General features: G+C 39.5%; 17 protein-coding genes and 1 CRISPR repeat array. Of the genes, 12 read left to right on the top strand and 5 right to left on the bottom strand.

The features are described from left to right. Positions 1–49: 49 nt before the first annotated feature. Positions 50–797: a CRISPR direct-repeat array (repeat unit 28 nt; unit sequence GTTCATGGCGGCATACGCCATTTAGAAA). Between the two features lie 91 nt (positions 798–888). The 5 genes from thiE to rapA all read left to right on the top strand — a co-directional run bounded on the left by thiE (position 889) and on the right by rapA (position 7,451). Continuing rightward, positions 889–1,500 carry a thiamine phosphate synthase gene (thiE, locus tag F927_RS04550; RefSeq protein ID WP_005081866.1) on the top strand — a complete coding sequence of 204 codons (612 nt, stop codon included), beginning with the start codon at positions 889–891 and terminating at the stop codon, positions 1,498–1,500. 84 nt (positions 1,501–1,584) lie between these two features. Beyond that, on the top strand, positions 1,585–2,883 hold the full coding sequence (hemL, locus tag F927_RS04555; protein ID WP_005081868.1) for a glutamate-1-semialdehyde 2,1-aminomutase: 1,299 nt from the start codon (positions 1,585–1,587) through the stop codon (positions 2,881–2,883). Between the two features lie 349 nt (positions 2,884–3,232). Continuing rightward, a complete protein-coding gene (locus F927_RS04560; protein WP_005081869.1) occupies positions 3,233–3,649 on the top strand; it encodes a GlcG/HbpS family heme-binding protein in 417 nt (138 codons plus the stop codon). 142 nt (positions 3,650–3,791) lie between these two features. Next, positions 3,792–4,436 (top strand): RluA family pseudouridine synthase, encoded by a 645-nt coding sequence (locus F927_RS04565; RefSeq protein ID WP_020846352.1) that lies wholly within the window; start codon positions 3,792–3,794, stop codon positions 4,434–4,436. 186 nt (positions 4,437–4,622) lie between these two features. Next, the gene (gene rapA, locus F927_RS04570; RefSeq protein WP_005081874.1) at positions 4,623–7,451 is read left to right on the top strand and encodes an RNA polymerase-associated protein RapA; all 2,829 of its coding nucleotides are present in this window, start codon (positions 4,623–4,625) and stop codon (positions 7,449–7,451) included. 55 nt (positions 7,452–7,506) lie between these two features. Here the strand turns inward: rapA and dps are convergent, their stop codons facing one another. Beyond that, a complete protein-coding gene (gene dps, locus F927_RS04575) occupies positions 7,507–8,001 on the bottom strand; it encodes a DNA starvation/stationary phase protection protein Dps (protein WP_004638370.1) in 495 nt (164 codons plus the stop codon). 247 nt (positions 8,002–8,248) lie between these two features. Here dps and F927_RS04580 point away from each other — a divergent pair, with 247 nt between their 5' ends. Then, a complete protein-coding gene (locus tag F927_RS04580; RefSeq protein ID WP_005081876.1) occupies positions 8,249–9,337 on the top strand; it encodes a DUF389 domain-containing protein in 1,089 nt (362 codons plus the stop codon). A gap of 22 nt (positions 9,338–9,359) precedes the next feature. On the opposite strand, the gene fabR is transcribed toward F927_RS04580, so the two are convergent. Then, positions 9,360–10,055, bottom strand: coding sequence for an HTH-type transcriptional repressor FabR (fabR, locus tag F927_RS04585; RefSeq protein WP_004638372.1), 696 nt, complete (start codon positions 10,053–10,055; stop codon positions 9,360–9,362). A gap of 140 nt (positions 10,056–10,195) precedes the next feature. On the opposite strand from fabR, the gene F927_RS04590 reads away from it, so the two are divergent. Both F927_RS04590 and F927_RS04595 read left to right on the top strand, forming a co-directional pair. Further along, positions 10,196–11,263: a ferredoxin reductase gene (locus F927_RS04590; protein ID WP_005081877.1), complete on the top strand. Its 1,068-nt coding sequence runs from the start codon at positions 10,196–10,198 to the stop codon at positions 11,261–11,263. A 14-nt stretch (positions 11,264–11,277) separates the two neighbouring features. Continuing rightward, positions 11,278–12,372, top strand: a complete 1,095-nt coding sequence (locus F927_RS04595; protein ID WP_005081879.1) for a fatty acid desaturase family protein — start codon at positions 11,278–11,280, stop codon at positions 12,370–12,372. A 46-nt stretch (positions 12,373–12,418) separates the two neighbouring features. On the opposite strand, the gene F927_RS04600 is transcribed toward F927_RS04595, so the two are convergent. Continuing rightward, on the bottom strand, positions 12,419–12,886 hold the full coding sequence (locus tag F927_RS04600; protein ID WP_005081881.1) for a hotdog fold domain-containing protein: 468 nt from the start codon (positions 12,884–12,886) through the stop codon (positions 12,419–12,421). Positions 12,887–13,000: 114 nt separating this feature from the next. On the opposite strand from F927_RS04600, the gene F927_RS04605 reads away from it, so the two are divergent. Then, a complete protein-coding gene (locus F927_RS04605; RefSeq protein ID WP_005081883.1) occupies positions 13,001–13,633 on the top strand; it encodes a TetR/AcrR family transcriptional regulator in 633 nt (210 codons plus the stop codon). A 102-nt stretch (positions 13,634–13,735) separates the two neighbouring features. Then, positions 13,736–14,197 carry a GFA family protein gene (locus F927_RS04610; protein ID WP_005081885.1) on the top strand — a complete coding sequence of 154 codons (462 nt, stop codon included), beginning with the start codon at positions 13,736–13,738 and terminating at the stop codon, positions 14,195–14,197. Positions 14,198–14,243: 46 nt separating this feature from the next. Here F927_RS04610 and F927_RS04615 read toward each other — a convergent pair whose 3' ends face one another. Both F927_RS04615 and F927_RS04620 read right to left on the bottom strand, forming a co-directional pair. Beyond that, positions 14,244–16,454 carry a TonB-dependent receptor family protein gene (locus tag F927_RS04615; RefSeq protein WP_005081887.1) on the bottom strand — a complete coding sequence of 737 codons (2,211 nt, stop codon included), beginning with the start codon at positions 16,452–16,454 and terminating at the stop codon, positions 14,244–14,246. A 165-nt stretch (positions 16,455–16,619) separates the two neighbouring features. Continuing rightward, positions 16,620–17,321, bottom strand: a complete 702-nt coding sequence (locus F927_RS04620; protein WP_005081889.1) for an SIMPL domain-containing protein — start codon at positions 17,319–17,321, stop codon at positions 16,620–16,622. 467 nt (positions 17,322–17,788) lie between these two features. Between F927_RS04620 and F927_RS04625 the strand changes: the two genes are divergently transcribed. Together F927_RS04625 and F927_RS04630 are read left to right on the top strand one after the other, a co-directional pair. Further along, complete coding sequence (locus F927_RS04625; protein ID WP_004638380.1) at positions 17,789–19,159, top strand: diaminobutyrate--2-oxoglutarate transaminase; 1,371 nt, start codon at positions 17,789–17,791, stop codon at positions 19,157–19,159. Between the two features lie 3 nt (positions 19,160–19,162). Further along, the gene (locus tag F927_RS04630) at positions 19,163–20,695 is read left to right on the top strand and encodes a pyridoxal phosphate-dependent decarboxylase family protein (protein ID WP_005081893.1); all 1,533 of its coding nucleotides are present in this window, start codon (positions 19,163–19,165) and stop codon (positions 20,693–20,695) included. The last annotated feature ends 39 nt before the right edge of the window (positions 20,696–20,734 follow it).

Raw genomic sequence — 20,734 nt, forward strand, 5'->3', positions numbered from 1 at the left:
CATACGCCATTTAGAAATTCATTCGATCTAATATCGGGTCAAAAGCTACGTTCATGGCGGCATACGCCATTTAGAAATTGAGGAGTCTGTCTCCAGTCACAATCTTTCGGTTCATGGCGGCATACGCCATTTAGAAATTTCGACGGAGTTAGAAGTTAAATTTCTTAAAGTTCATGGCGGCATACGCCATTTAGAAAGACAGAAAGAAATCGCGAATTAATTTCTGGATGTTCATGGCGGCATACGCCATTTAGAAAGCGAGTTTATTAACCGCGATGAAGCTGGCCGAGTTCATGGCGGCATACGCCATTTAGAAATGTTTAATGCGGGTCTCTTGCCAGTTTAGCGGGTTCATGGCGGCATACGCCATTTAGAAAATCATCAATAGGAGATTTTAAAATGGCTAATAGTTCATGGCGGCATACGCCATTTAGAAAACAGATACGCACCAACTTTGAAAAAGTTTGCTGTTCATGGCGGCATACGCCATTTAGAAAGTTAATTTATTAGATCAGCAACTAAAACAAGATTTCATGGCGGCATACGCCATTTAGAAATTAACTACACGTTCAGTCATGGCAGCCACCTAGTTCATGGCGGCATACGCCATTTAGAAAATTACCATCACTGCCACCAGTGCCGTTGCCGAGTTCATGGCGGCATACGCCATTTAGAAATTTGAACGACAAATAGAAATCTTTCATGTGATGTTCATGGCGGCATACGCCATTTATAAACATCATAATGACAGAAGGCGAGTCACGGCGAGGTTCATGGTGACATACGCCATTTAAATAGTGTAAATGGTTATTCCTAATACATTCAGGCACTTTAATTTTTAAATAAGAAAATATACCCTGAACCTAATATATTTTTAGTGAATTTTTCATGCGCGGTCTTTATCTCATCACCAATGATGATCCCATCCAATTATTACTTGAAAAATTAGAAGTTGCTTTAGCGACGAGAAAGGTTGCGATTTTGCAATATCGCCGTAAGAAAGTGGCAAAGGCAGATCAACCACGTGAAGTTGAACAGATCAAAACATTGTGTGAAAAGTACCAAGTACCTTTTGTCATCAATGATGATTTGGCTTTAGCTGAACAATTTGGATTAGGTGTCCATTTGGGGCAGTCTGATGGGGAAATAAGCGATGCTGCTGCACGTTTGCCGCAAGGTGTGATTATTGGTCGTACATGCTTAAATTCACTCGAATTAGCTGAAAAAGCAATTGCTGATGGGGCGACTTATGTTGCTTTTGGTGCAGTCTATGCCACCTCAACTAAACCTGAAGCAGGTAATGTTGGCATCGAAGTAATCAAGCAGGCTAAACAAAAGTTTACTGTACCCGTTTGTGCGATTGGTGGTTTGACCGTTGAAAATTCTCAAGTGGTGATTGAGGCTGGGGCAAGCCTTTGTGCCGTAATTAGTGATATATTAGGACGATCAACAGCCGAAATTCCTGCTCGTGTAAATGCATGGGCAACGTTATTTGACTAAATTAGATGTAATCCGTTTTGCGGAACTTTCATCGTTTCTCGGAACGACAACGTTCCTTGTCCTCGATTCTAGGTTGAGTCTTTTATGAGTTTATCTCCAAAGCAAGAACAGTTATTTAAACAAGCAAATAAACATATTCCGGGTGGTGTCAATTCGCCTGTACGTGCATTTAACGGTGTTGGCGGTACGCCTGTCTTTATCGAAAAGGCAAAAGGGGCGTACTTGTGGGATGTTGATGGTAAGCGTTATGTAGACTACGTTGGTTCATGGGGACCGATGATTTTGGGTCATGCACATCCAGATATTATCCAAGCAGTACAAACAGCAGCGGAAGATGGTTTAAGTTTTGGTGCACCAACGGTACACGAAACCACTTTGGCAGACACGATTTGCGAAATTATGCCTTCAATTGAGTTGGTTCGTATGACCAGTTCAGGGACAGAAGCGACGATGACTGCGATACGCTTAGCACGTGGTTATACAGGTCGTGACAAAATTGTGAAGTTTGAAGGCTGTTACCATGGTCATTCAGATTCGTTATTGGTGAAGGCGGGTTCTGGTTTATTGACTTTAGGAGAAGGTGAGCCAACGTCAAAAGGTGTACCTGCCGATTTTGCTAAACATACATTAACGTTGCCGTATAACAATATTGAAGCATTGAAAGAATGCTTTAGCAAATTTGGTCATGAGATCGCGGGGGTGATCATTGAGCCTGTTGCAGGTAATATGAATCTGGTAACGCCAATTGATGGTTTCTTACAAGCAATTCGTGATGTTTGTGATGAATACAAATCAGTATTTATCATTGATGAAGTGATGACAGGTTTCCGTGTCGCTTTAGGTGGTGCGCAATCGATCTATAACGTAAAACCAGATTTGACTACTTTGGGTAAAATTATTGGTGCAGGCTTACCAGTCGGTGCTTTCGGCGGTAAACGTGAAATCATGGAATGCATCGCACCTTTAGGTGGGGTATACCAAGCTGGAACATTGTCGGGCAATCCATTGGCAATGCGAGCGGGTATTGCAATGTTCAAGCATCTGCGTGAACCGGGTTTCTATGACAAGTTAGCGGCACAATTAGCAAAGTTACTTGCGGGTTTACAAGCAGCGGCAGATGAAGCGGGTATTCCATTTAAGACCCAGCAAGTCGGCGGTATGTTTGGTTTATATTTTACCGATCAAGAGGACATTACCAGCTTTGATTCAATGTTGGCTTGTGATGTTGAAGCATTTAAGAAATTCTTCCATGGTATGTTAAAGCGTGGTGTTTATCTTGCACCATCTGCATTTGAAGCAGGATTTATTTCATCGATGCATTCAGATCAGGATATTGCCGATACGATTCAGGCAGCAAAAGAAACCTTTGCTGAAATGAAATAACGCTGTGATGCCTACATAAGCCCGATTCGTTCGGGCTTTTTTTAATGGAATAGATTTAGATTGATCAGAATAAAATAGCCCTTAATTGATTTAAAATAATTAATGCTCTTAATTATATTTTTGATTTAACAATAATTTGTATAACAAGTTTCAACTTCAAAAAGCAAAAAATAAATAATCTTTACTGTACCATAATGTAAAATAATGCTTGAATAGTAAACTATATTTGCGCTGATCTTTAGCTTCCCAAAAGCCTTAACATTTTGGCTTGCGCAAGCTATAGATGGCGCTTCTATGGATCATATTTTAAATAAGCTTTTGATAAAAAACTCATAGGAATGGAGTAACAATGAAAACCAAACATTATTTAACGGCGGCGGATGTAGACATTTTGGTTGATGCAGCATTGGACTATGCGACAGCACATAGTTTTAATGTCAGTATTGCCGTGGTCGATGACAGTGGAACCTTATTAATGATGAAGCGTATGGATGGCGCACCAGTATTATCAACACAAATTTGCCAAGAAAAAGCCCATTCTGCCGCAGTCAGTCGCAGAGCGACCAAGGCATCCGAAGATATGATCCGTGATGGTAAAATTGGCTTTTTAACGATAAATGCAGCCAACGGCATGTTAGAGGGCGGTGAGCCGATTGTTTATCAAGAGCAGGTTGTGGGAGCTGTTGGTGTTTCAGGGGTACAATCTTTTCAAGATGCAGAAATTGCCCAGCATGCGATTCAACAATTTCTAGAGCAACAGACCTAAATCATCATTTAAATTTGAATCTGGATGAAAAATAGAGAGAAACACGAAAAAAATCAGTAAAAATACGTGTCATGCATTGTAATTCAGCGCCAAGCTTTTTATGATTGCCGGCTTGTTTTCATCCAGTCGTTGGAAGGCTACCTTGAGTGATTTTCTAAGTGAACATTTGATTCATCGTGATGAAGATTTTATGGTCATCCATAAACCTGCTGGGCTTCTGACAGTACCAGGGAAAACACCCGATTTACAAGATTGTCTGATCAATCGATTATTAAAATTAGAACCCAAAACTTTACTCATCCATCGTTTAGATCGTGATACCTCCGGTATTTTGGTTTTTGGATTATCTAAATTTGGGCAAAGTACTATTTCGCGTCAATTCCAAGATCGCCAAACTTCAAAAATCTATCAAGCCTTGGTTGCCGGTCATTTAGAAGGACAGGGAACGGTTGATATTCCTGTGATTTATGATCCAAGCCGTCCTCCATTACACATCGTTGATGCAACTCATCACAAACCCGCTTTAACAGAGTGGCAAGCGATTGAGCACTTAGATATTCAAGGGCAGGCAGTCACACGGGTCAAGTTGATCCCGATTACAGGGCGTTCACATCAACTTCGGGTACACATGCAATATTTAGGTCATCCGATTCTTGGCGATACCTTATATGCCACACCAGAACAGCAACAGCTTTATGAGCGTTTGTGTTTACATGCGACGCAACTGAGCTTTGCTCATCCTAAAACAGGCACACAGCTTGATTTTGATTGTCCTGTGCCGTTTTAACCGTATTTTTTTAATCTAAAGAGACTTAAAGTGCGCTATTTCAGTCAGCTTTATGTCAAAATATTAGGGTTGTTTGCGTGAATCATTTTCCGTGAAAACCAAATTTAAAACTACATAAAGTAGCTTAAACTTTCATCAGTTTAAGGCATACAATATGTGGGCTAACATGAGAAAAGGTGGAATAAATTGCAGCCGTTTGCTATTGGTCAACGTTGGTTATCAGATACAGAAACTGAACTCGGTTTAGGTGTTCTTATTGATGTAGATGAACGTTCTATTAGTATTTTATTCCCCAAAAGTGATGAAACTCGTGTTTATGCACGTAACAATGCACCCTTATCACGGATCATTTTTAATGTTAAAGATGAAGTGCAAGACCAAGAAGGAATCAAGTGGATTGTTGAATCCATTGAAGACCGTCATGGTGTATTGCGTTATGACGTGGTTCGCACACTGGAAAATGGTGAAGAAGAGCGTAAGTCTCTCAATGAAACCCGTATTGGTGCGCAAATTCAGCTGTCAAAGCCTTTAGAGCGTCTATTGGCGAGTCAAGTCGATTATAAAGAGTGGTATGACCTTCGTATCGAAGCGATGTTGTTGCAAGCGCAAATGCATACCAGTCCTTTACGTGGTTTTCTCGGTGCGCGTGTCGGTTTGATTCCACATCAGCTTTATATTGCGCATGAAGTCGGTAAGCGTTTTGCACCACGTGTTTTATTGGCCGATGAAGTAGGTTTGGGTAAAACCATTGAGGCAGGCTTAATCATCCATCAGCAACTCAAAACAGGACGTTCAGAACGTATCCTGATTTTGGTGCCTGATTCACTGCAATATCAGTGGATGATTGAAATGCGTCGCCGTTTCAATTTGCAATTCTCGCTTTTCGATTTAACCCGTACTGCTTCGATCAAAGAACATGATCCTGATCTTAATCCCTTCCTAACGGAACAATGTATTATCGCCAGTGTCGATTTGATGGTTGACCATGAAGACTTGCGTGAGCAGGCGGTTGAAGCGGGCTTTGATTTACTGGTGGTGGATGAAGCACATCACTTGATGTGGAGCGAAGAAGACGGCGGTAATGATCGTTATGATCTGGTAGAAGAATTGGTAGAGCAAACAGCGGGTGTTTTATTACTTACAGCTACACCTGAACAGTTAGGTGTAGAAAGTCATTTTGCACGTTTACGTTTACTCGATCCGCAACGTTTTAGCAGCCTCGACCGTTTCCTTGATGAAGAAGAACAATATCAACAAACGGCGAAAGTTGCCGAAGTATTAATGTCTGACGAAGCATTGACTGAAGCGCATTTGGCAGCACTAGAAGGCTTATTGGGTCATCGGATTGATGATCAGCCTGAACAGCGTATGCGTGCGATTCATGAACTTTTGGATCGTCACGGCACAGGTCGTATCCTATTCCGTAACACCCGTGAAGCGATCCAAGGTTTCCCTGGTCGTGATTGTCAGCCAGCGCCATTACCAGCACCAGAAGATTGGTCTATGGATGGCAAAATGCGTGAGCAGATGTGGCCTGAAGAGGGGCAAATTGATGGCGCTTGGATGGAAACAGATCCGCGTGTGCCTTGGTTAATGGAAGTTCTCCGCAAGGATTTAAAACATAAAAAGGTATTGTTGATTGCACGCAGTGGGCCTGTGGTTGAGGCCTTGGAAAATGCATTACGCTTACATGCAGGCATTCGCACAGCGATGTTCCATGAAGGTATGAGTTTATTAGAGCGTGACCAAGCGGCGGCATACTTTGCAGAAGACAGTTATGGTGCTCAAATCCTGTTGTGTTCTGAGATTGGTTCAGAAGGGCGTAACTTTCAGTTTGCTAGCGATCTGATCCTATTTGATTTACCGGCAAACCCTGATGTACTTGAGCAACGTATTGGTCGTTTAGATCGTATCGGTCAAGAAAACCGTATTCAAATCCACGTGCCTTATTTAATGGGGACAGCGCAAGAGCGTATGTTCCGTTGGTACAACGAAGCACTCAATATTTTCAGTAATATTTCTCCGACAGCGCAGACGTTACAAGAGAACTTTATTGTTGAATTGAAAGATTGTTTGCTTGCGGATCAAGGTCAGACCTTTGAAGATTTACTTGAAGAAGTGAATGTACAACGTCAAGCATTGGAAGCTGAATTACAAGCAGGGCGTGACCGTTTGCTTGAGTACAATTCATGTCGTCCAGTGGTTGCACAAGGCATTGTACAAGCACTTGAAGATTATGATGACAATACGACTTTACCGATGTTTGTGAAGCGTTTTATGTCATCAACCAACATTGATTTTGATGAGCAAAGTAACGGTACCGTGATCATCAAGCCTACTGATCAAATGCAAGTTCAAGGTTTGACCTTGGACGAAGAAGGTATGACAGCAACTTTCTATCGTGATCAGGCACAGATTCGTGAAGACGCGCAGTACTTAACGTTGGAACACCCATTTATTGAAAGTGTGATGGAAATGATCCGTACACAATCTTTTGGTAGTACCAATGTTGCGTTGTTAAAATCTAATGCCTTAAAACAAGGTTCAGTGTTACTTGAGGTTTGGTTTAAGGTCGATGTAGTTGCACCAAAAGCATTAAACTTACCGTCTAGTTTGCCGAAGCAGTTGATTCGTGTATTACTGAGTGAAAATGGTCAGGACTTGTCTGCAAAGATTGATCCAAGCATTTTACGTCCGTACCTGCACCATTTAGATGGTAATAGTTGCCGTCAAGTGGTGAAAGCACGTCGCGAAGTGATTGAAACACGTTATGCACAAGCGTTGGATATTGCTAAATCGTCATTGCCTGAATTAATGAAACAGGCTAAAGAACACTATAGTGGTAAATGGCAATATGAGATTGACCGTTTAACTTATCTCAAGCAATTTAACCCAAGTATTCGCCAAGATGAAATTGAGCGTTTGCAAAAATTCCAACAAGAAGGCTTAGGCTTACTTGATGGTTTATCTGTTACGCCTGAGGCGATTCAGGTGTTGGTCGTCGTTAAACCATAATTGTAATACCAATAAAAAAGAGGACGATAAAGTCCTCTTTTTTATGCATTTAAATTTAGTGATCAATATTGGCTTCTAAGAACCATAGATATTGGTCTAAGTCTTCTAAAGCTGCATGAATAATATCTTCCGAAATAGGATCTTGAATTTCGTCAATTGTATCGCGTAGATGGTTAGCCACTACGCCATAACGATCAGCTAGTTCTTTTAAATGGTCTTGTACAGCATGGATCGCAACTGGATAAGGTTTTAGATGAGAGCTTTCTGCAACTGTTTGGGTAGTTCCTAGCGCCGTACCACCAATTTGTACCGCACGTTCAGCAACATTATCTAAATGCGTAATAATAGATGTACGGAACATATCTAACATTTCATGAACTGCAATAAAATTGCTACCACGCATGTTCCAATGTGCTTGCTTTGTTAATAATGATAAATCGATCAAATTTGCAAGAATTTGATTCAAGATTTTAACCGTCGCTTCTTTGATTGAATCATCTAAATTATTACGTGTATATACTTTTAAAGTTTTAGCCGCTGAAGAATTCATAGTTACCTCATTCAATTATCATTAATGAAAAACAGTAAATTAAAACCGTTGATTCCTTATTTAGAGTACGCTTCAAGATCTTTTGAGAGTGTTTTAGTTTTTAAACCTTTTGTAATTAATGGTGAGTTTTAATATTTTTTTGAATAAATTACAGTGTCTTAAAGTAAAATGATTCGATTGAAATAAAGCCTTGGTTCTGCTGTGCTGAGCGTAGTGATTTTATTCTTTTAATAAAGAGACATAACAAATGGAAAATGAAAAAGATAAGCCAACCATTGTCATTAGTGATCATCCTGAACATAAGCGAATTGAAGTTTTAAAAGAAAAACTACGTTATAAGCAAGCCTTGCGAGAGAATTCTAAAAAGATTGACCATAAATTAGTGCGTTTAAATATTCAGGCAGATGCTTTACCTACGAAAACATTCTTTATTATGAATGCATTAGCTGCAGTCATTGCAGGCTATGGTTTGTTGGCTGATTCTTCGGCAGTTGTAATTGGGGCTATGCTTGTCGCAATGATGCTTGGGCCAATTTCAGCAATTGCATTGTCTCTGATTGATAATCGATGGATCTTGTTTATTACGGCACTTAAAACGTTGGTTCTAGGTGTGGTCATGATTTTTGGGATTGGTGTGATATTAGGACTGATCAATTTTAATATGGCGCTCACCCATGAAATATTATCTAGAACTCAACCCAATGTGATTGATTTAATGATTGCGTTGGCAGGTGGGGCTGCTGGAGCATTTGCAGCTGTTTCACCTCGACTCTCCGTGGCTGTCGTTGGTGTTGCGGTTGCAACGGCTTTAGTTCCGCCATTAGTTGCAAGTGGGATTTTATTGGCACATTTGGATTTTCGCCATTCCGCCAACGCCTTTTTATTGGCATTTACCAATATTGTGGCAATACAGATCAGTTCTTCATTGGTATTGTGGATTGCAGGTTTTAGAAGAGGTTCTGATGAGCAAGTACAGAGTAATGTATTGGAGTTTATAAAACGGAATATGGTGAGTTTACTGTGCTTGTTGGTACTGAGTGTTTATCTGACTGCAAATTTTTTACATATGATCAAAAAACAGATGTACGAAACAAAAGCCCGTACAGCTATTACCGAAGCTTTAAATAAAAATAATAATATTATCGACAAAATACAATTTGCTAATCAGACTCAATACACGTTAGTCCGTGTTGTCGTTGAAGGAGACACATTGCCAAATACTGCAGAAATAGAGAAATTAAACGCTATTTTACCACGGGACTTAAAAAATATGCCTACACTAGTACAAATAAGATTTATACCAGTACGGATTATTCAAGCGGGTGATCAACAATAATGTAAATTGTGATAGACATCGATTAACGAATACTGGCTTCATCCAAATGTCGAGCACCTTCTAAGATCATTCGAATCATGATCATAGTCTGTTCTGCAACCTCGGTTCGTTGTTCAACAGGGAGGTCGAGTACTTTAGCACCCATATTAAATACCAATTGAGTGATCGCTTTGGCTGCAATGTCGGCATGACTCATTTTACTATTATTCATTTGTTCTAAACGAATCAAATCTTCTTGTAATTCTTGTTGAAAGAAATTGAGTTGACGATCAACCGCAGCTTTATACGAGGTTGAGCCAGTATAACTTTCACGTAGCAATAGACTGAGATTTCCTTCATCTGCATCTAATTGCTGAATGAAGACCTCGACAGAACTTCGGATAATACTTTGTTGTAAAACTGCTTTTAATCGAGCTTCACGAATAATTTTACGCAGAACCAAACCTGCACGATCAATTAATGCAATCGCAAGCTCGTCAATATCTTTAAAATGGCGATAGAAGCTATTAGGTGCAATACCTGCCTCACGTGCGATCTCTCGCAAACTCAATGAAGCAATGCTTTTTTGTGGACCGATCAGATTCAAAGTTGCTTGGAATAACTCTTCTCTTGTAATTGTTGCTTTTCTGCCTACTGAACGCACAGGAGCTTTCATTGGAATGACATCTTGGTCATTTAATGTGTCAGTGTTGAGCTGTGAAAAAGAAGAATGAACCATTGTTTTCAAAATATAAGTAAGCTAATTCAGAGTATAGCGGTTGTATTTGAACTTGTGAAACATAAATTATTATACACATGTATATATACAAATAAATATACATGTGTATAATAACTACAAAACAACCAGAGTACCTGCTCATGTATGCAATCGAAAAGAGAAATTCTCTATTCAATTCATTGGCAAACAGCGTAATGAACAGCCATGATGCCAATTTTTGGTTACAGAAAATCAATCCATTGTGGTCTGTAAATCAACCTTTAGCCCAAATCGTAAAAAAACAAATAGTGGCAAAAGATACGGTCAGTCTAATTTTAAAATGCAATCGTCATGTTCAGCGCGGGATGGCAGGACAACATCATCCGATTACGGTTGAAATTGCTGGACGTCATTACGAGCGTACTTATAGTTTGATGCAAGTGGATGCAGAACATCTTTGCTTGACGGTGAAAAAAGTTGATCAAGGTCTTGTTAGTTCATGGCTTGTTGAGAAATCTCGAATAGGCGATATCGTTCGCTTAGGGCAGCCTTATGGCGATATGCAACAGCATATTCAAAGTCCAAATTTATTGTTACTTGCAGCAGGCAGTGGCATCACACCGATGTTGAGTTTGATTGAAGCACTATGCCAATCTAAGCAATTGAATACGGTCAATGTTCAGTTAATGTACTGGGTTAAAACCTATGAAGATGCGGCATACGCTGAGTATTTAAAAGAAGTTTCAGAAAATTTTACAAATTTTAGTTATCAAATTCTTTATACCCAAGAACAAGACCAGCGTTTAAATCAAAATCATGTTGATCAATTAACCAAGTTGAATCAAACCACAGTTTATGCATGTGGTCCTTCTGGCTTTGTGGCAACCGCAGAGACATTATTCGTAAATGCTGCATTCATCCAAACCGAAGCATTTAGCTTAAGTCAATTTGAACATGATGCGACAGATACGGGTTTTATTAATGTCACATTAACTCAGTCTAATAAGACTGTGGCAATTCCCAAAGGTCAATCGATCTTAGCCAGTTTAGAACAGCAAGGCATCAAGCCAAACCACGGTTGTCGTATGGGAATTTGTAATAAGTGTGCTTGTAATAAGGCGCAAGGTGCGACAAAAAATCTACTTAATGGTTCAGCCAATCATGAACCATCTCAGCTATTAAAAATTTGTGTAAATTCTGCTCAATCTGATCTTGTGATTGATCTATAAGCGAGAAAATGATTATGAACATGCCTGTTAAAATTCAATATTTTAAAAACCCTAAAAATCGTGATTTAACTGCCGCAGAGTTAGAAGCTTTTGCACGCGAATTGGATCAAATCAAACAAGATGTGTTAAATGATTTGGGCGAAAAAGATGCGAAATATATTCGTCGTGTTTATTCAACCATTCGCTATAGTAGCTTTTTAGGACGTGCACTGTTATTTGCAGGTTGGTTTCCGCCAGCATGGTTATTGGGAACAGGTTTATTAGGTTTTGCCAAGATCATGGAAAACATGGAGTTGGGACACAATGTCATGCATGGCCAGTATGACTGGATGAACGATCCTAAATTCAATGGTCAAACCTATGAATGGGATACGGTGGGAACTTCAGATAATTGGAGACAAACACATAATTATAAGCATCATACTTATACCAACATCAAAGGTATGGATGATGATGTTGGCTATGGCGTATTTCGCTTATTTCCAGAGCAGCGGTGGACAAAGTTCTCTGTGATTCAGCCATTATATATTTTGCCTTTTAGTTTGTTATTCCAATGGGGGGTTGCAATTCAAAATCTTGAATTGGGCAAGCTGCTGTATAAGCGTAAAACTATGGATGAGTTTAAGCAGGAATGGCGACCTGTTAAAAAGAAAATAGGCAAACAATTATTTAAAGATTATGTATTTTTCCCATTGATTGCGGGGCCGTCGGCAATTCCTGTATTTGCAGGAAATTTGGTTGCCAATGGCATACGTAATGTTTGGACATTTAGTATTATTTTCTGTGGTCACTTTACCAAAGATGCAGAAGTTTTCCCGAAAACAGTTTTACAAAATGAAAGTCGTGGTCATTGGTATATGCGCCAAATTCGTGGGTCATCAAATCTCACGGGATCAGAGGCATTTCATATTTTAACAGGACATCTCAGTCACCAGATTGAGCATCACCTATTCCCAGATATCCCTGCACGTCGTTATCGTGAAGTCGCACCTAAAGTGGAAGCTGTATGTAAAAAATATGGCCTAAATTACAACAATGCGAGTTTTGTAAAACAATTCGGTGAAGTGGTGGGGCGTATTTTTAAATATGCATTGCCATTTAAAAAATAATCTTTAAATGTGAAAAGCCCCGCACTTGTAGAGTTCGGGGCTTTTTTTATTTTTTCTTTTTAGAAATCCACATTGTGATCTTTGCATGGAACACTTTTTCATTGGCTGTATCAAATACGTCAACATTCACAAGATATTCGCCCGCTTTGTCCCAATCATAGTTTTCCTCAACAGGTGAGGCAATTGCGATCAAATCAGTTTCTGCTTTTTTCAAATATTCAACAGTCATGCCTTTTGGTATCCAACGGTGGCTAGAAGGTACCGTAACTTCTGTCATCGTTCCGCCTGCTAATTCAGCCATGTTGCACATCGCAATCGCATGCACAGTACCAATATGATTGAGTACCGAACGTTTTTTCTTAATCGATATTTTACAGTAATTCGGTTTTAGTTCTTCAAATAATGGAGCAATACTACTGAAATAGGGTGCTTTAAGACAAAGCATGCGTGTAAATGTCCATTTGCCAGCAGGAAAAGCAGAAGCTTTATTCCATAAGTCTAAAGTTGAAGCCATTTGATATTATCCTAATCAAACAAAATTTAATTCTTTTAAAGAATATAATTCTGTTTACAAGTTGTGGTCAAGTCATACACAATAGTTCCGACGATCGGCGAACTTAAATTGAATATGGAAACGGCTCAGCAATTATTGGAAAGATTGTATCCTCAGCGGAGATCTTTATTAAAAAGACAGATATTGTTGGATGCATTGTCCTGTTTTCTTGACTATGGATTAGATGCAACCAGTATTGAGATGATTCGAGAAAAGTCTGAAAGTAGTGTAGGTGCGATTTATCATCATTTTAAAAATAAAGAGGGTGTGATTGCAGCACTGGTTTTTGCCGCTTTAGAAGATCAAGCTTGCTTACGAGATCGATATTTAGATGAGGCACAATCACTACAAGATGTAATTTTTGCACTGATTTATAGCTACGTTGATTGGGTATCTGATCAACCAAAATTCGCAAAGTTTTTATTATTAGCGCATTTCAGTGTTATGCAAAGTGAATATAAACAGGCATTAAGCGATAAAAATAAAACAAGAAATCAAAATATTATGGCTCATGTTTCACGACACGCTGATTTTGAATCATTAAAAAAAATACCGATTGAATTGATGATGTCATTGGTGATTGGTGCATCAGAAAGTTATTGCCGCGCTTGGTTATCTAAAAAAGTGGTTGCTGATCCCAAAATGTATCGGGAAGTGCTAGCAAGAGCTGCGTGGGATTCTTTGCAGAATCTTGCTAAAGATGCATAAACCAAAGATGGGATTGTTTTAGTTGTGAATTCTAGTGTGGATTAAGAAAAGTCATACATTCTAATAATATGTTGATACACCTAAACCATGAGGATAAAAAAGATGACATTAATGAATCAAAATAAACTATTTACAGGTGCTTGTTTGTGTGGGGAAGTCGGTTTTGAATTCCATTTAGAAAAAATAAAAATGATTTATCATTGTTTTTGTAGTTTATGTCGTAAGCAATCTGGAGCAGGAGTCAATGCGGCAACCTTTGTGCAAGCTTCTTCTTTTCATTGGCGATGTGGACAGCAATTGATTCAGACCTTTAGTAAGAAGACAGGATTTACGAATTGCTTTTGTCGTCAATGTGGTTCACCTGTTCCAAATGTATTGGCTCACAATCCGAACATTGTTTGGATTCCTTTGGGGCTGATTCAGGAGGACTTTGTGCCTGAGCAAGTACTAAATTTTTGTATGAAATCAAAAGCCAGCTGGACAACTTCTGATGTGCCATTAGTTTTATTTGACGAGTTACCAAATCGTATGGAGTTGCAACACTATTTTGAATTAAATCAATAAAAAAGCAGAAAACATGGTTTCTGCTTTTCTTAATATAAGTACTTATTTAGAAGTCAAAAGATGTTTGCAAGAAGAAAGTACGCGGCTGTCCAACATATTTACCACCCGTTGAATCAGATGAACGAGTAAAGTATTGCTTATCGAATACATTCTTCACACCTCCAGCAACTTTTAAACCTTTTAGCTGATGGCTAAAATCATAGCCTGCTCTTACTGCAAATGTTGAATAACCTGGGATGTCGCCAATACGACCATCTGCGGTTTCTTGTGTTTGATAAACATTACCAGAACCTGGAGCATGTTGTTTTGATTGTGCGAACATGTCTGCATTAATTGACCACTGATCAACTTGATACGCTAAACCGAGGTTACCTAAGTGTCGTGAATAATAGGGTAAATCTTTACCTTCAAACTTGCCTGCTTCTGAGGTTGCTTTGGTAAAGGTATAGTTTCCGTAAACTTTCAGCCCCTCTAAAGCATCTGCGAGTTGACCAAAATCATAACTAAGCCCAGTTTCTATCCCTTTATGACTAGTGGCGCCTAAATCTGTCCAAATCCCTGTACCGATATTGTCTGGACGTTCCAAGAAAAGTTCTTTATCAAAGTCCAAGTAGAATAAGGTGAGCTCAGCACTTAAGCCATTACCTAAATATTTGGTGCCGATTTCATAGTTTTTCGACTTCTCTGGATGTAAGCCATCAAGTGTCGAGAATGCTGTATTTTTACCATCAACGGTTTTCGTCGTGACTAGTTGATTGTATTGTTGTGGTCCAAATGAAATACCGGCATTGGCAAAGATATTCCAGTTTTCATTGGCTTTATAAAGTACTGAAAGACTTGGTAAAAACTCTTCTGATTTGATTTTTGGATAGATTGTGTTGGTTGGTATGCCGTTGTTATATGCGGTGAAGTTATTATGTGTGTCAATTGATTCAAATCGAATGCCTGGGGTGATCACCCAATTGCCGATACCAAAGCGGTTATCAATATAAATTGCATGTGCTTTGGTACCGCCTTCACTGGTTGTGTTTGCGATAGATTTACCAGGAGATCCTGTAACTGTGTCATATTGCGCTCGTCCTGAAAATTCAGAGCTTTCTTCTTGCAAATAACGATAACCCACGGTCACTTCGTTATCCATACTTGCCCATTGATAAGCACGTGAGTAACGTGGCTCAATACCAAAGTATTTGTAATCACGCGGTGAACTGCTGAGTGTGCTTATGCCTTTATTGCCAATTGATTCTAAATCACTAGTACGAAATGAATCAACGTAATAGCCCAAAAGTTCAAAGTTGTTCAGTTCATCTTTATGGCTATATTTCACAGAAATATCTGACCGTCGACCTGCGAAATAATTGCGACTTTGATTAGATTGATAAGGATTTTCTACAAACTTTTCGGCACTTAACCCTTCAGGCATTTCTCCGTGCCCTTCATAGTGATGTAAGTTAATGGCAATTTGATCTTGGTCAGTCCATTGATAAGCTGTTTTCAACATAACATCATCAATGTCAATTTTATTATTGGCTTCTCGATAACCGTCACCTTTTGTACCTGAATAGAGCAGGGCTAAGCCTAAGCCATTATCTAAAGTACCACCAATAAATATGTGAGGTGTGTATTTAAGTTGATCAGTCCCTGTTGCAAACTCTGTGGTTAGGCCAATCGAGCCTGAAAACTCTTGTGGAATGCTGCGCGTTGTAAAGTTTATGATTCCACCCACGTTTTGTGGCCCAAAACGAACAGAACCTGCACCACGAACCACATCTACAGATTCAATATTACCCATTGATACTGGGGCTAAAGATAATTGTGGTTGACCGTAAGGAGCGACTGCAAGTGGAACACCATCCATTAATACAGTTGAGCGAGGTGATAGACGTGAGGTTAAACCACGAACACCAATATTTAATGAAACATCACTTCCTCCAGTACCATTGCTGTCTTGAACTTGGACGCCAGGAATTTGTTTTAAAGCATCACGAATAGAGGTTGTTGCGATTTCATCGAGTCGGTTTCGGTCGACAATTGTACGTGCACCAGCATGGTGTTGTACTTTTTCAGCATTGGCATTTTCTAGCCAATTACCTTGAGCTTGTAGTGTAATTGTAGGTAGCTGTTGAGTTTCAATAGATGATATTTCATTTGCAAAAGAGATTTGAGCAATTCCACTCAATATCGAGGTGATTGCAAAACTTAGAAACTTCGGTTGAAATTTTAACTTAAAGATTGTTGTGTGGGATATAGATTTCATAAAACGATAAAATGGTTTAAATTTCTCGCATCTTACTGGTTGATTCGCAAAATTTAAATAAGAATTATTATCAATTATAACTATCGTTTATCCTAACTTAATTGTTTTTTACATGGTTTATCTGAAAAAACCGCGCATTGGCGCGGTTTTGGACTGAAGCAATACTTATTTAAACTGAATACTCCCATTCGCATTGACCGTAATTTTTGATTCACCTGCTGCCATATCTTGAGCAGGGGCAGCTTCTGCCATCGCAAATTTAGCCATCCCACCACGCATCACAGGTTGAGGGAAATAGTTGCTGGTATTCAAGTTTAAACTGACCAAATTATATTGAGCTTTGTTCCATGCTTGAGTAATGGCTTGTGCTCGTTGTTGGAAATTTTTAGATGCTTCAATCATCAACTCATTTTCAACTTTTTTACGCTGTTCATCTGAAACAGTAAAGTTAATGGATTGAGTTTGGAAATTTTGTTGTAACTCACTAATGAGCTGGCTTGCTGCTTTAAAATCTTTGCTCTCCAGTTGGATCTCAGCACGAGCACGCCATTCTTTCAATTTTCTACTGTCATTGTCGTAGATTGGGTAGGTACTTTGAGCGCCAGTTTCAACTTTAACTTGAGTGTATTTGCGAGCAATTGCTTGTGCTTGATTCATCAATTGATTGATTTGATTAGAGAGTTCAGCAGGCTGCTTGTGGCTTTTTTCAATATAAAGCACGGCGCGCATTTCATCATTTGTAACTTGTCGCGAAGCATCTGCTTGAATGTTAACGATGTTGTAGTTTAGTTTTTCTGTTTCATGGGCAAAAAGTGTAGGACTCAATGTTGCTCCAAGTATCATGGTTGAGAGAGCTAGAGTGCGCATAAAAAATTCCTTAGAATTTGGTACTGAAGATTTATTTTTTCAACTTTGATATTAAAAAGAAGTCGTGAGTAACATCAGCATATTTTGTGGTGGATTTGTAATAACTTAGTGTGATCTTGCAACTGAGAAATAAAATAAAAAATATTTAAAAATCAGTTGTATATCTTGTGTAATTTGACCATTTATCTAAAAATAAATTTCATATTAAAAAAAGCTTACTTTCTTTCTCTTGTCACATAGTATGATGATAATCCATCATACTTAATTGAAAGAATTTTTTTTTCAATAATATTAGATGAATCTAAGACATAAAATTGTTTATTTTCTTTGAAAATTAGGTATCATCTCGCTCCTAGTTGAAAGATATAAAATTTTGTGTCTGCGCTAGATTCAAACAAGCACCGAGTCAAAGGACCAAAAGTCACCAGACTTATTTCTTTTACCCATATCAGAGATGGTAATTCGATATGAGCGTTACTTCCGTAAATCCTGCCGCTAATGCAACCAACGAATATTATTTGACTCGCCAAAGTCAAATGGAATCGAATGTTCGTAGTTATCCTCGTAAACTACCGTTGGCAATTGCAAAAGCACAAGGCTGCTGGGTTACTGATGTTGAAGGTACAGAGTACCTTGATTGTTTAGCTGGGGCAGGAACATTGGCTTTAGGTCATAATCATCCTGCGGTGATTCAAAGTATTCAAGATACATTGGCAAGCGGTTTGCCATTGCATACTTTAGACTTAACGACTCCTTTAAAAGATGCGTTTACAGAAGCACTTTTGGCACACTTGCCGGGTGGTAAAGAAGAATATTGCCTACAGTTCTGTGGTCCTTCTGGTGCAGATGCGACTGAGGCAGCAATTAAACTTGCAAAAACTTTTACTGGTCGCAGTTCAGTGATCAGCTTCTCTGGCGGTTATCATGGTATGACTCACGGCTCATTAGCAATGACAGGTAATTTGTCTGCTAAAAATGCTGTGAATGGTTTAATGCCTGGTGTTCAATTCATGCCATATCCGCATGAATACCGTTGCCCACTTGGTTTAGGTGGTGAGGCTGGTGTTGATGCATTAACGTATTTCTTTGAAAACTTCATTGAAGATGTTGAAAGCGGTGTAACAAAGCCAGCTGCTGTCATTCTAGAAGCAATTCAGGGTGAGGGTGGTGTGGTAACTGCGCCAGCGAAATGGCTACAAAAAATTCGTGAAGTGACTGAAAAGCACAATATCGTTTTAATTTTGGACGAAGTTCAAGCTGGTTTCGCACGTTCAGGAAAAATGTTTGCCTTTGAACATGCTGGGATTGAGCCTGATGTTGTGGTGATGTCAAAAGCTGTTGGTGGTGGTCTTCCATTAGCTGTGCTTGGTATTAAGCGTAAGTTTGATGCTTGGCAGCCAGCAGGTCACACGGGTACTTTCCGTGGTAACCAATTGGCGATGGGCACAGGCCTAATGGTTTTGAAAACCATTAAAGAGCAAAATCTTGCGCAAAATGCACAAGAGCGTGGTGATTTCTTACAAGCAGAGTTTAAGAAACTTGCACAAGAATTCCCATGTATTGGTAATGTGCGTGGTCGTGGCCTAATGATCGGTGTTGAAATCGTCGATGAGCGTAAACCAGCAGACCATATGGGTTCGCTTCCTGCTGATGCACAATTAGCTGCGGCAATTCAAACTGCATGTTTCAACAATAAGCTATTGTTGGAAAAAGGTGGTCGCAACGGTACAGTTATTCGTTTACTTTGCCCGTTGATTATCAACCAAGATGAATGTGTTGAAGTGATTGCACGTTTCAAAAAGGCAGTTGCGGAAGCACTCAAAGCAGTACGAGGCTAAACCATGGTTGATTTTGCAGAACATCGTAAAGCGTTACTCTGCAATGATGCTCAATCTATTGCTGACTATCAGTCAGCAATGGGCGAGGCGGTACAAGCCGTTTCAGCATGGTTGCAAAACGATAAAATGTATACAGGTGGTAGCATTAAAGATTTGCGTGCAGCAATATCTTTTAATCCATCGAAAGAAGGTTTAGGCGTACAGCAGTCTTTGCAGCGTATGGTTGAGTTATTTCTCAACAAAAGCTTAAAAGTACATCATCCGCATTCACTGGCACATTTGCATTGCCCAACGATGGTGATGAGCCAAATCGCGGAAGTGTTAATCAATGCGACTAACCAATCAATGGACTCATGGGACCAAAGCCCAGCAGGTTCATTGATGGAAGTTCAGTTGATTGATTGGCTACGCCAAAAAGTGGGTTATGGTGCAGGTCAAGCAGGTGTGTTTACTTCAGGTGGAACACAGTCTAACTTGATGGGTGTATTGCTTGCGCGCGACTGGTGCATTTCGAAAAACTGGAAAGACGAAAACGGTAAACCGTGGTCTGTTCAGCGTGATGGTATCCCAGCCGAGGCGATGAAAAACGTCAAAGTGATTTGTTCTGAAAATGCACATTTTTCTGTGCAAAAGAACATGGCAATGATGGGCATGGGTTTCCAATCAGTTGTCACTGTTCCTGTGAATGAAAATGCACAGATGGATGTTGATGCGCTAGAAAAAACCATGGCACATCTTCAATCAGAAGGCAAAATCGTCGCTTGTGTAGTTGCAACAGCAGGTACAACAGATGCTGGTGCGATTGATCCACTCAAGAAAATCCGTGAAATTACCAATAAATTTGGTTCATGGATGCATATTGATGCTGCTTGGGGTGGTGCACTGATTCTTTCAAATGACCATCGTGCAATGCTTGATGGAATTGAATTATCAGACTCAATCACGCTTGATTTCCATAAGCACTATTTCCAAAGCATTAGCTGTGGCGCTTTCCTGTTGAAAGACGAAGCAAACTATCGCTTTATGCATTATGAAGCGGAGTATTTAAACTCTGCTTATGATGAAGAACATGGTGTACCTAACCTTGTGTCTAAATCTTTACAAACGACTCGTCGTTTTGATGCATTGAAATTGTGGATGACGGTTGAAGCATTAGGTGAAGAGCTTTATGGTTCAATGATCGATCACGGCGTGAAATTAACACGTGAAGTTGCAGACTATATCAAATCAACAGATGGTCTTGAGCTGTTAGTTGAACCGCAGTTTGCGTCAGTGCTGTTCCGTGTCGTGCCAGAAGGTTATCCTGCTGAGTCTGTTGATAGCTTGAATCAAAACGTTGCAGATGAATTGTTTGCACGTGGTGAGGCGAATATTGGTGTGACCAAAGTGGGTAATGTTCAATCTTTGAAGATGACTACATTAAGTCCTGTTGCAACGCTTGAAAACGTACAGAACTTGCTTGCACTTGTGCTTGCAGAAGCTGATCGAATCAAAGACTCAATTGTTGAAGGTACTTATGTACCACCAATTGTATAGTTGCAGTTTGGTTTACTAATAAAAACGAGGTCTTTAATG

The sequence above is a fragment of the Acinetobacter haemolyticus CIP 64.3 = MTCC 9819 genome (assembly GCF_000369065.1).
In the GTDB taxonomy this organism is placed as follows: Bacteria; Pseudomonadota; Gammaproteobacteria; order Pseudomonadales; family Moraxellaceae; genus Acinetobacter; species Acinetobacter haemolyticus.

Excerpts from the sequence above, each read along its gene's own strand:
- F927_RS04625 (WP_004638380.1), top strand. The coding sequence starts at position 17,789 with ATGAGCGTTACTTCCGTAAATCCTGCCGCTAATGCAACCAACGAATAT.
- F927_RS04595 (WP_005081879.1), top strand. The coding sequence starts at position 11,278 with ATGAACATGCCTGTTAAAATTCAATATTTTAAAAACCCTAAAAATCGT.
- F927_RS04590 (WP_005081877.1), top strand. The coding sequence starts at position 10,196 with ATGTATGCAATCGAAAAGAGAAATTCTCTATTCAATTCATTGGCAAAC.
- F927_RS04615 (WP_005081887.1), bottom strand. The coding sequence starts at position 16,454 with ATGAAATCTATATCCCACACAACAATCTTTAAGTTAAAATTTCAACCG.
- dps (WP_004638370.1), bottom strand. The coding sequence starts at position 8,001 with ATGAATTCTTCAGCGGCTAAAACTTTAAAAGTATATACACGTAATAAT.
- F927_RS04630 (WP_005081893.1), top strand. The coding sequence starts at position 19,163 with ATGGTTGATTTTGCAGAACATCGTAAAGCGTTACTCTGCAATGATGCT.
- F927_RS04620 (WP_005081889.1), bottom strand. The coding sequence starts at position 17,321 with ATGCGCACTCTAGCTCTCTCAACCATGATACTTGGAGCAACATTGAGT.
- hemL (WP_005081868.1), top strand. The coding sequence starts at position 1,585 with ATGAGTTTATCTCCAAAGCAAGAACAGTTATTTAAACAAGCAAATAAA.
- thiE (WP_005081866.1), top strand. The coding sequence starts at position 889 with ATGCGCGGTCTTTATCTCATCACCAATGATGATCCCATCCAATTATTA.
- F927_RS04605 (WP_005081883.1), top strand. The coding sequence starts at position 13,001 with ATGGAAACGGCTCAGCAATTATTGGAAAGATTGTATCCTCAGCGGAGA.
- F927_RS04560 (WP_005081869.1), top strand. The coding sequence starts at position 3,233 with ATGAAAACCAAACATTATTTAACGGCGGCGGATGTAGACATTTTGGTT.
- F927_RS04610 (WP_005081885.1), top strand. The coding sequence starts at position 13,736 with ATGACATTAATGAATCAAAATAAACTATTTACAGGTGCTTGTTTGTGT.
- F927_RS04580 (WP_005081876.1), top strand. The coding sequence starts at position 8,249 with ATGGAAAATGAAAAAGATAAGCCAACCATTGTCATTAGTGATCATCCT.
- fabR (WP_004638372.1), bottom strand. The coding sequence starts at position 10,055 with ATGGTTCATTCTTCTTTTTCACAGCTCAACACTGACACATTAAATGAC.
- F927_RS04600 (WP_005081881.1), bottom strand. The coding sequence starts at position 12,886 with ATGGCTTCAACTTTAGACTTATGGAATAAAGCTTCTGCTTTTCCTGCT.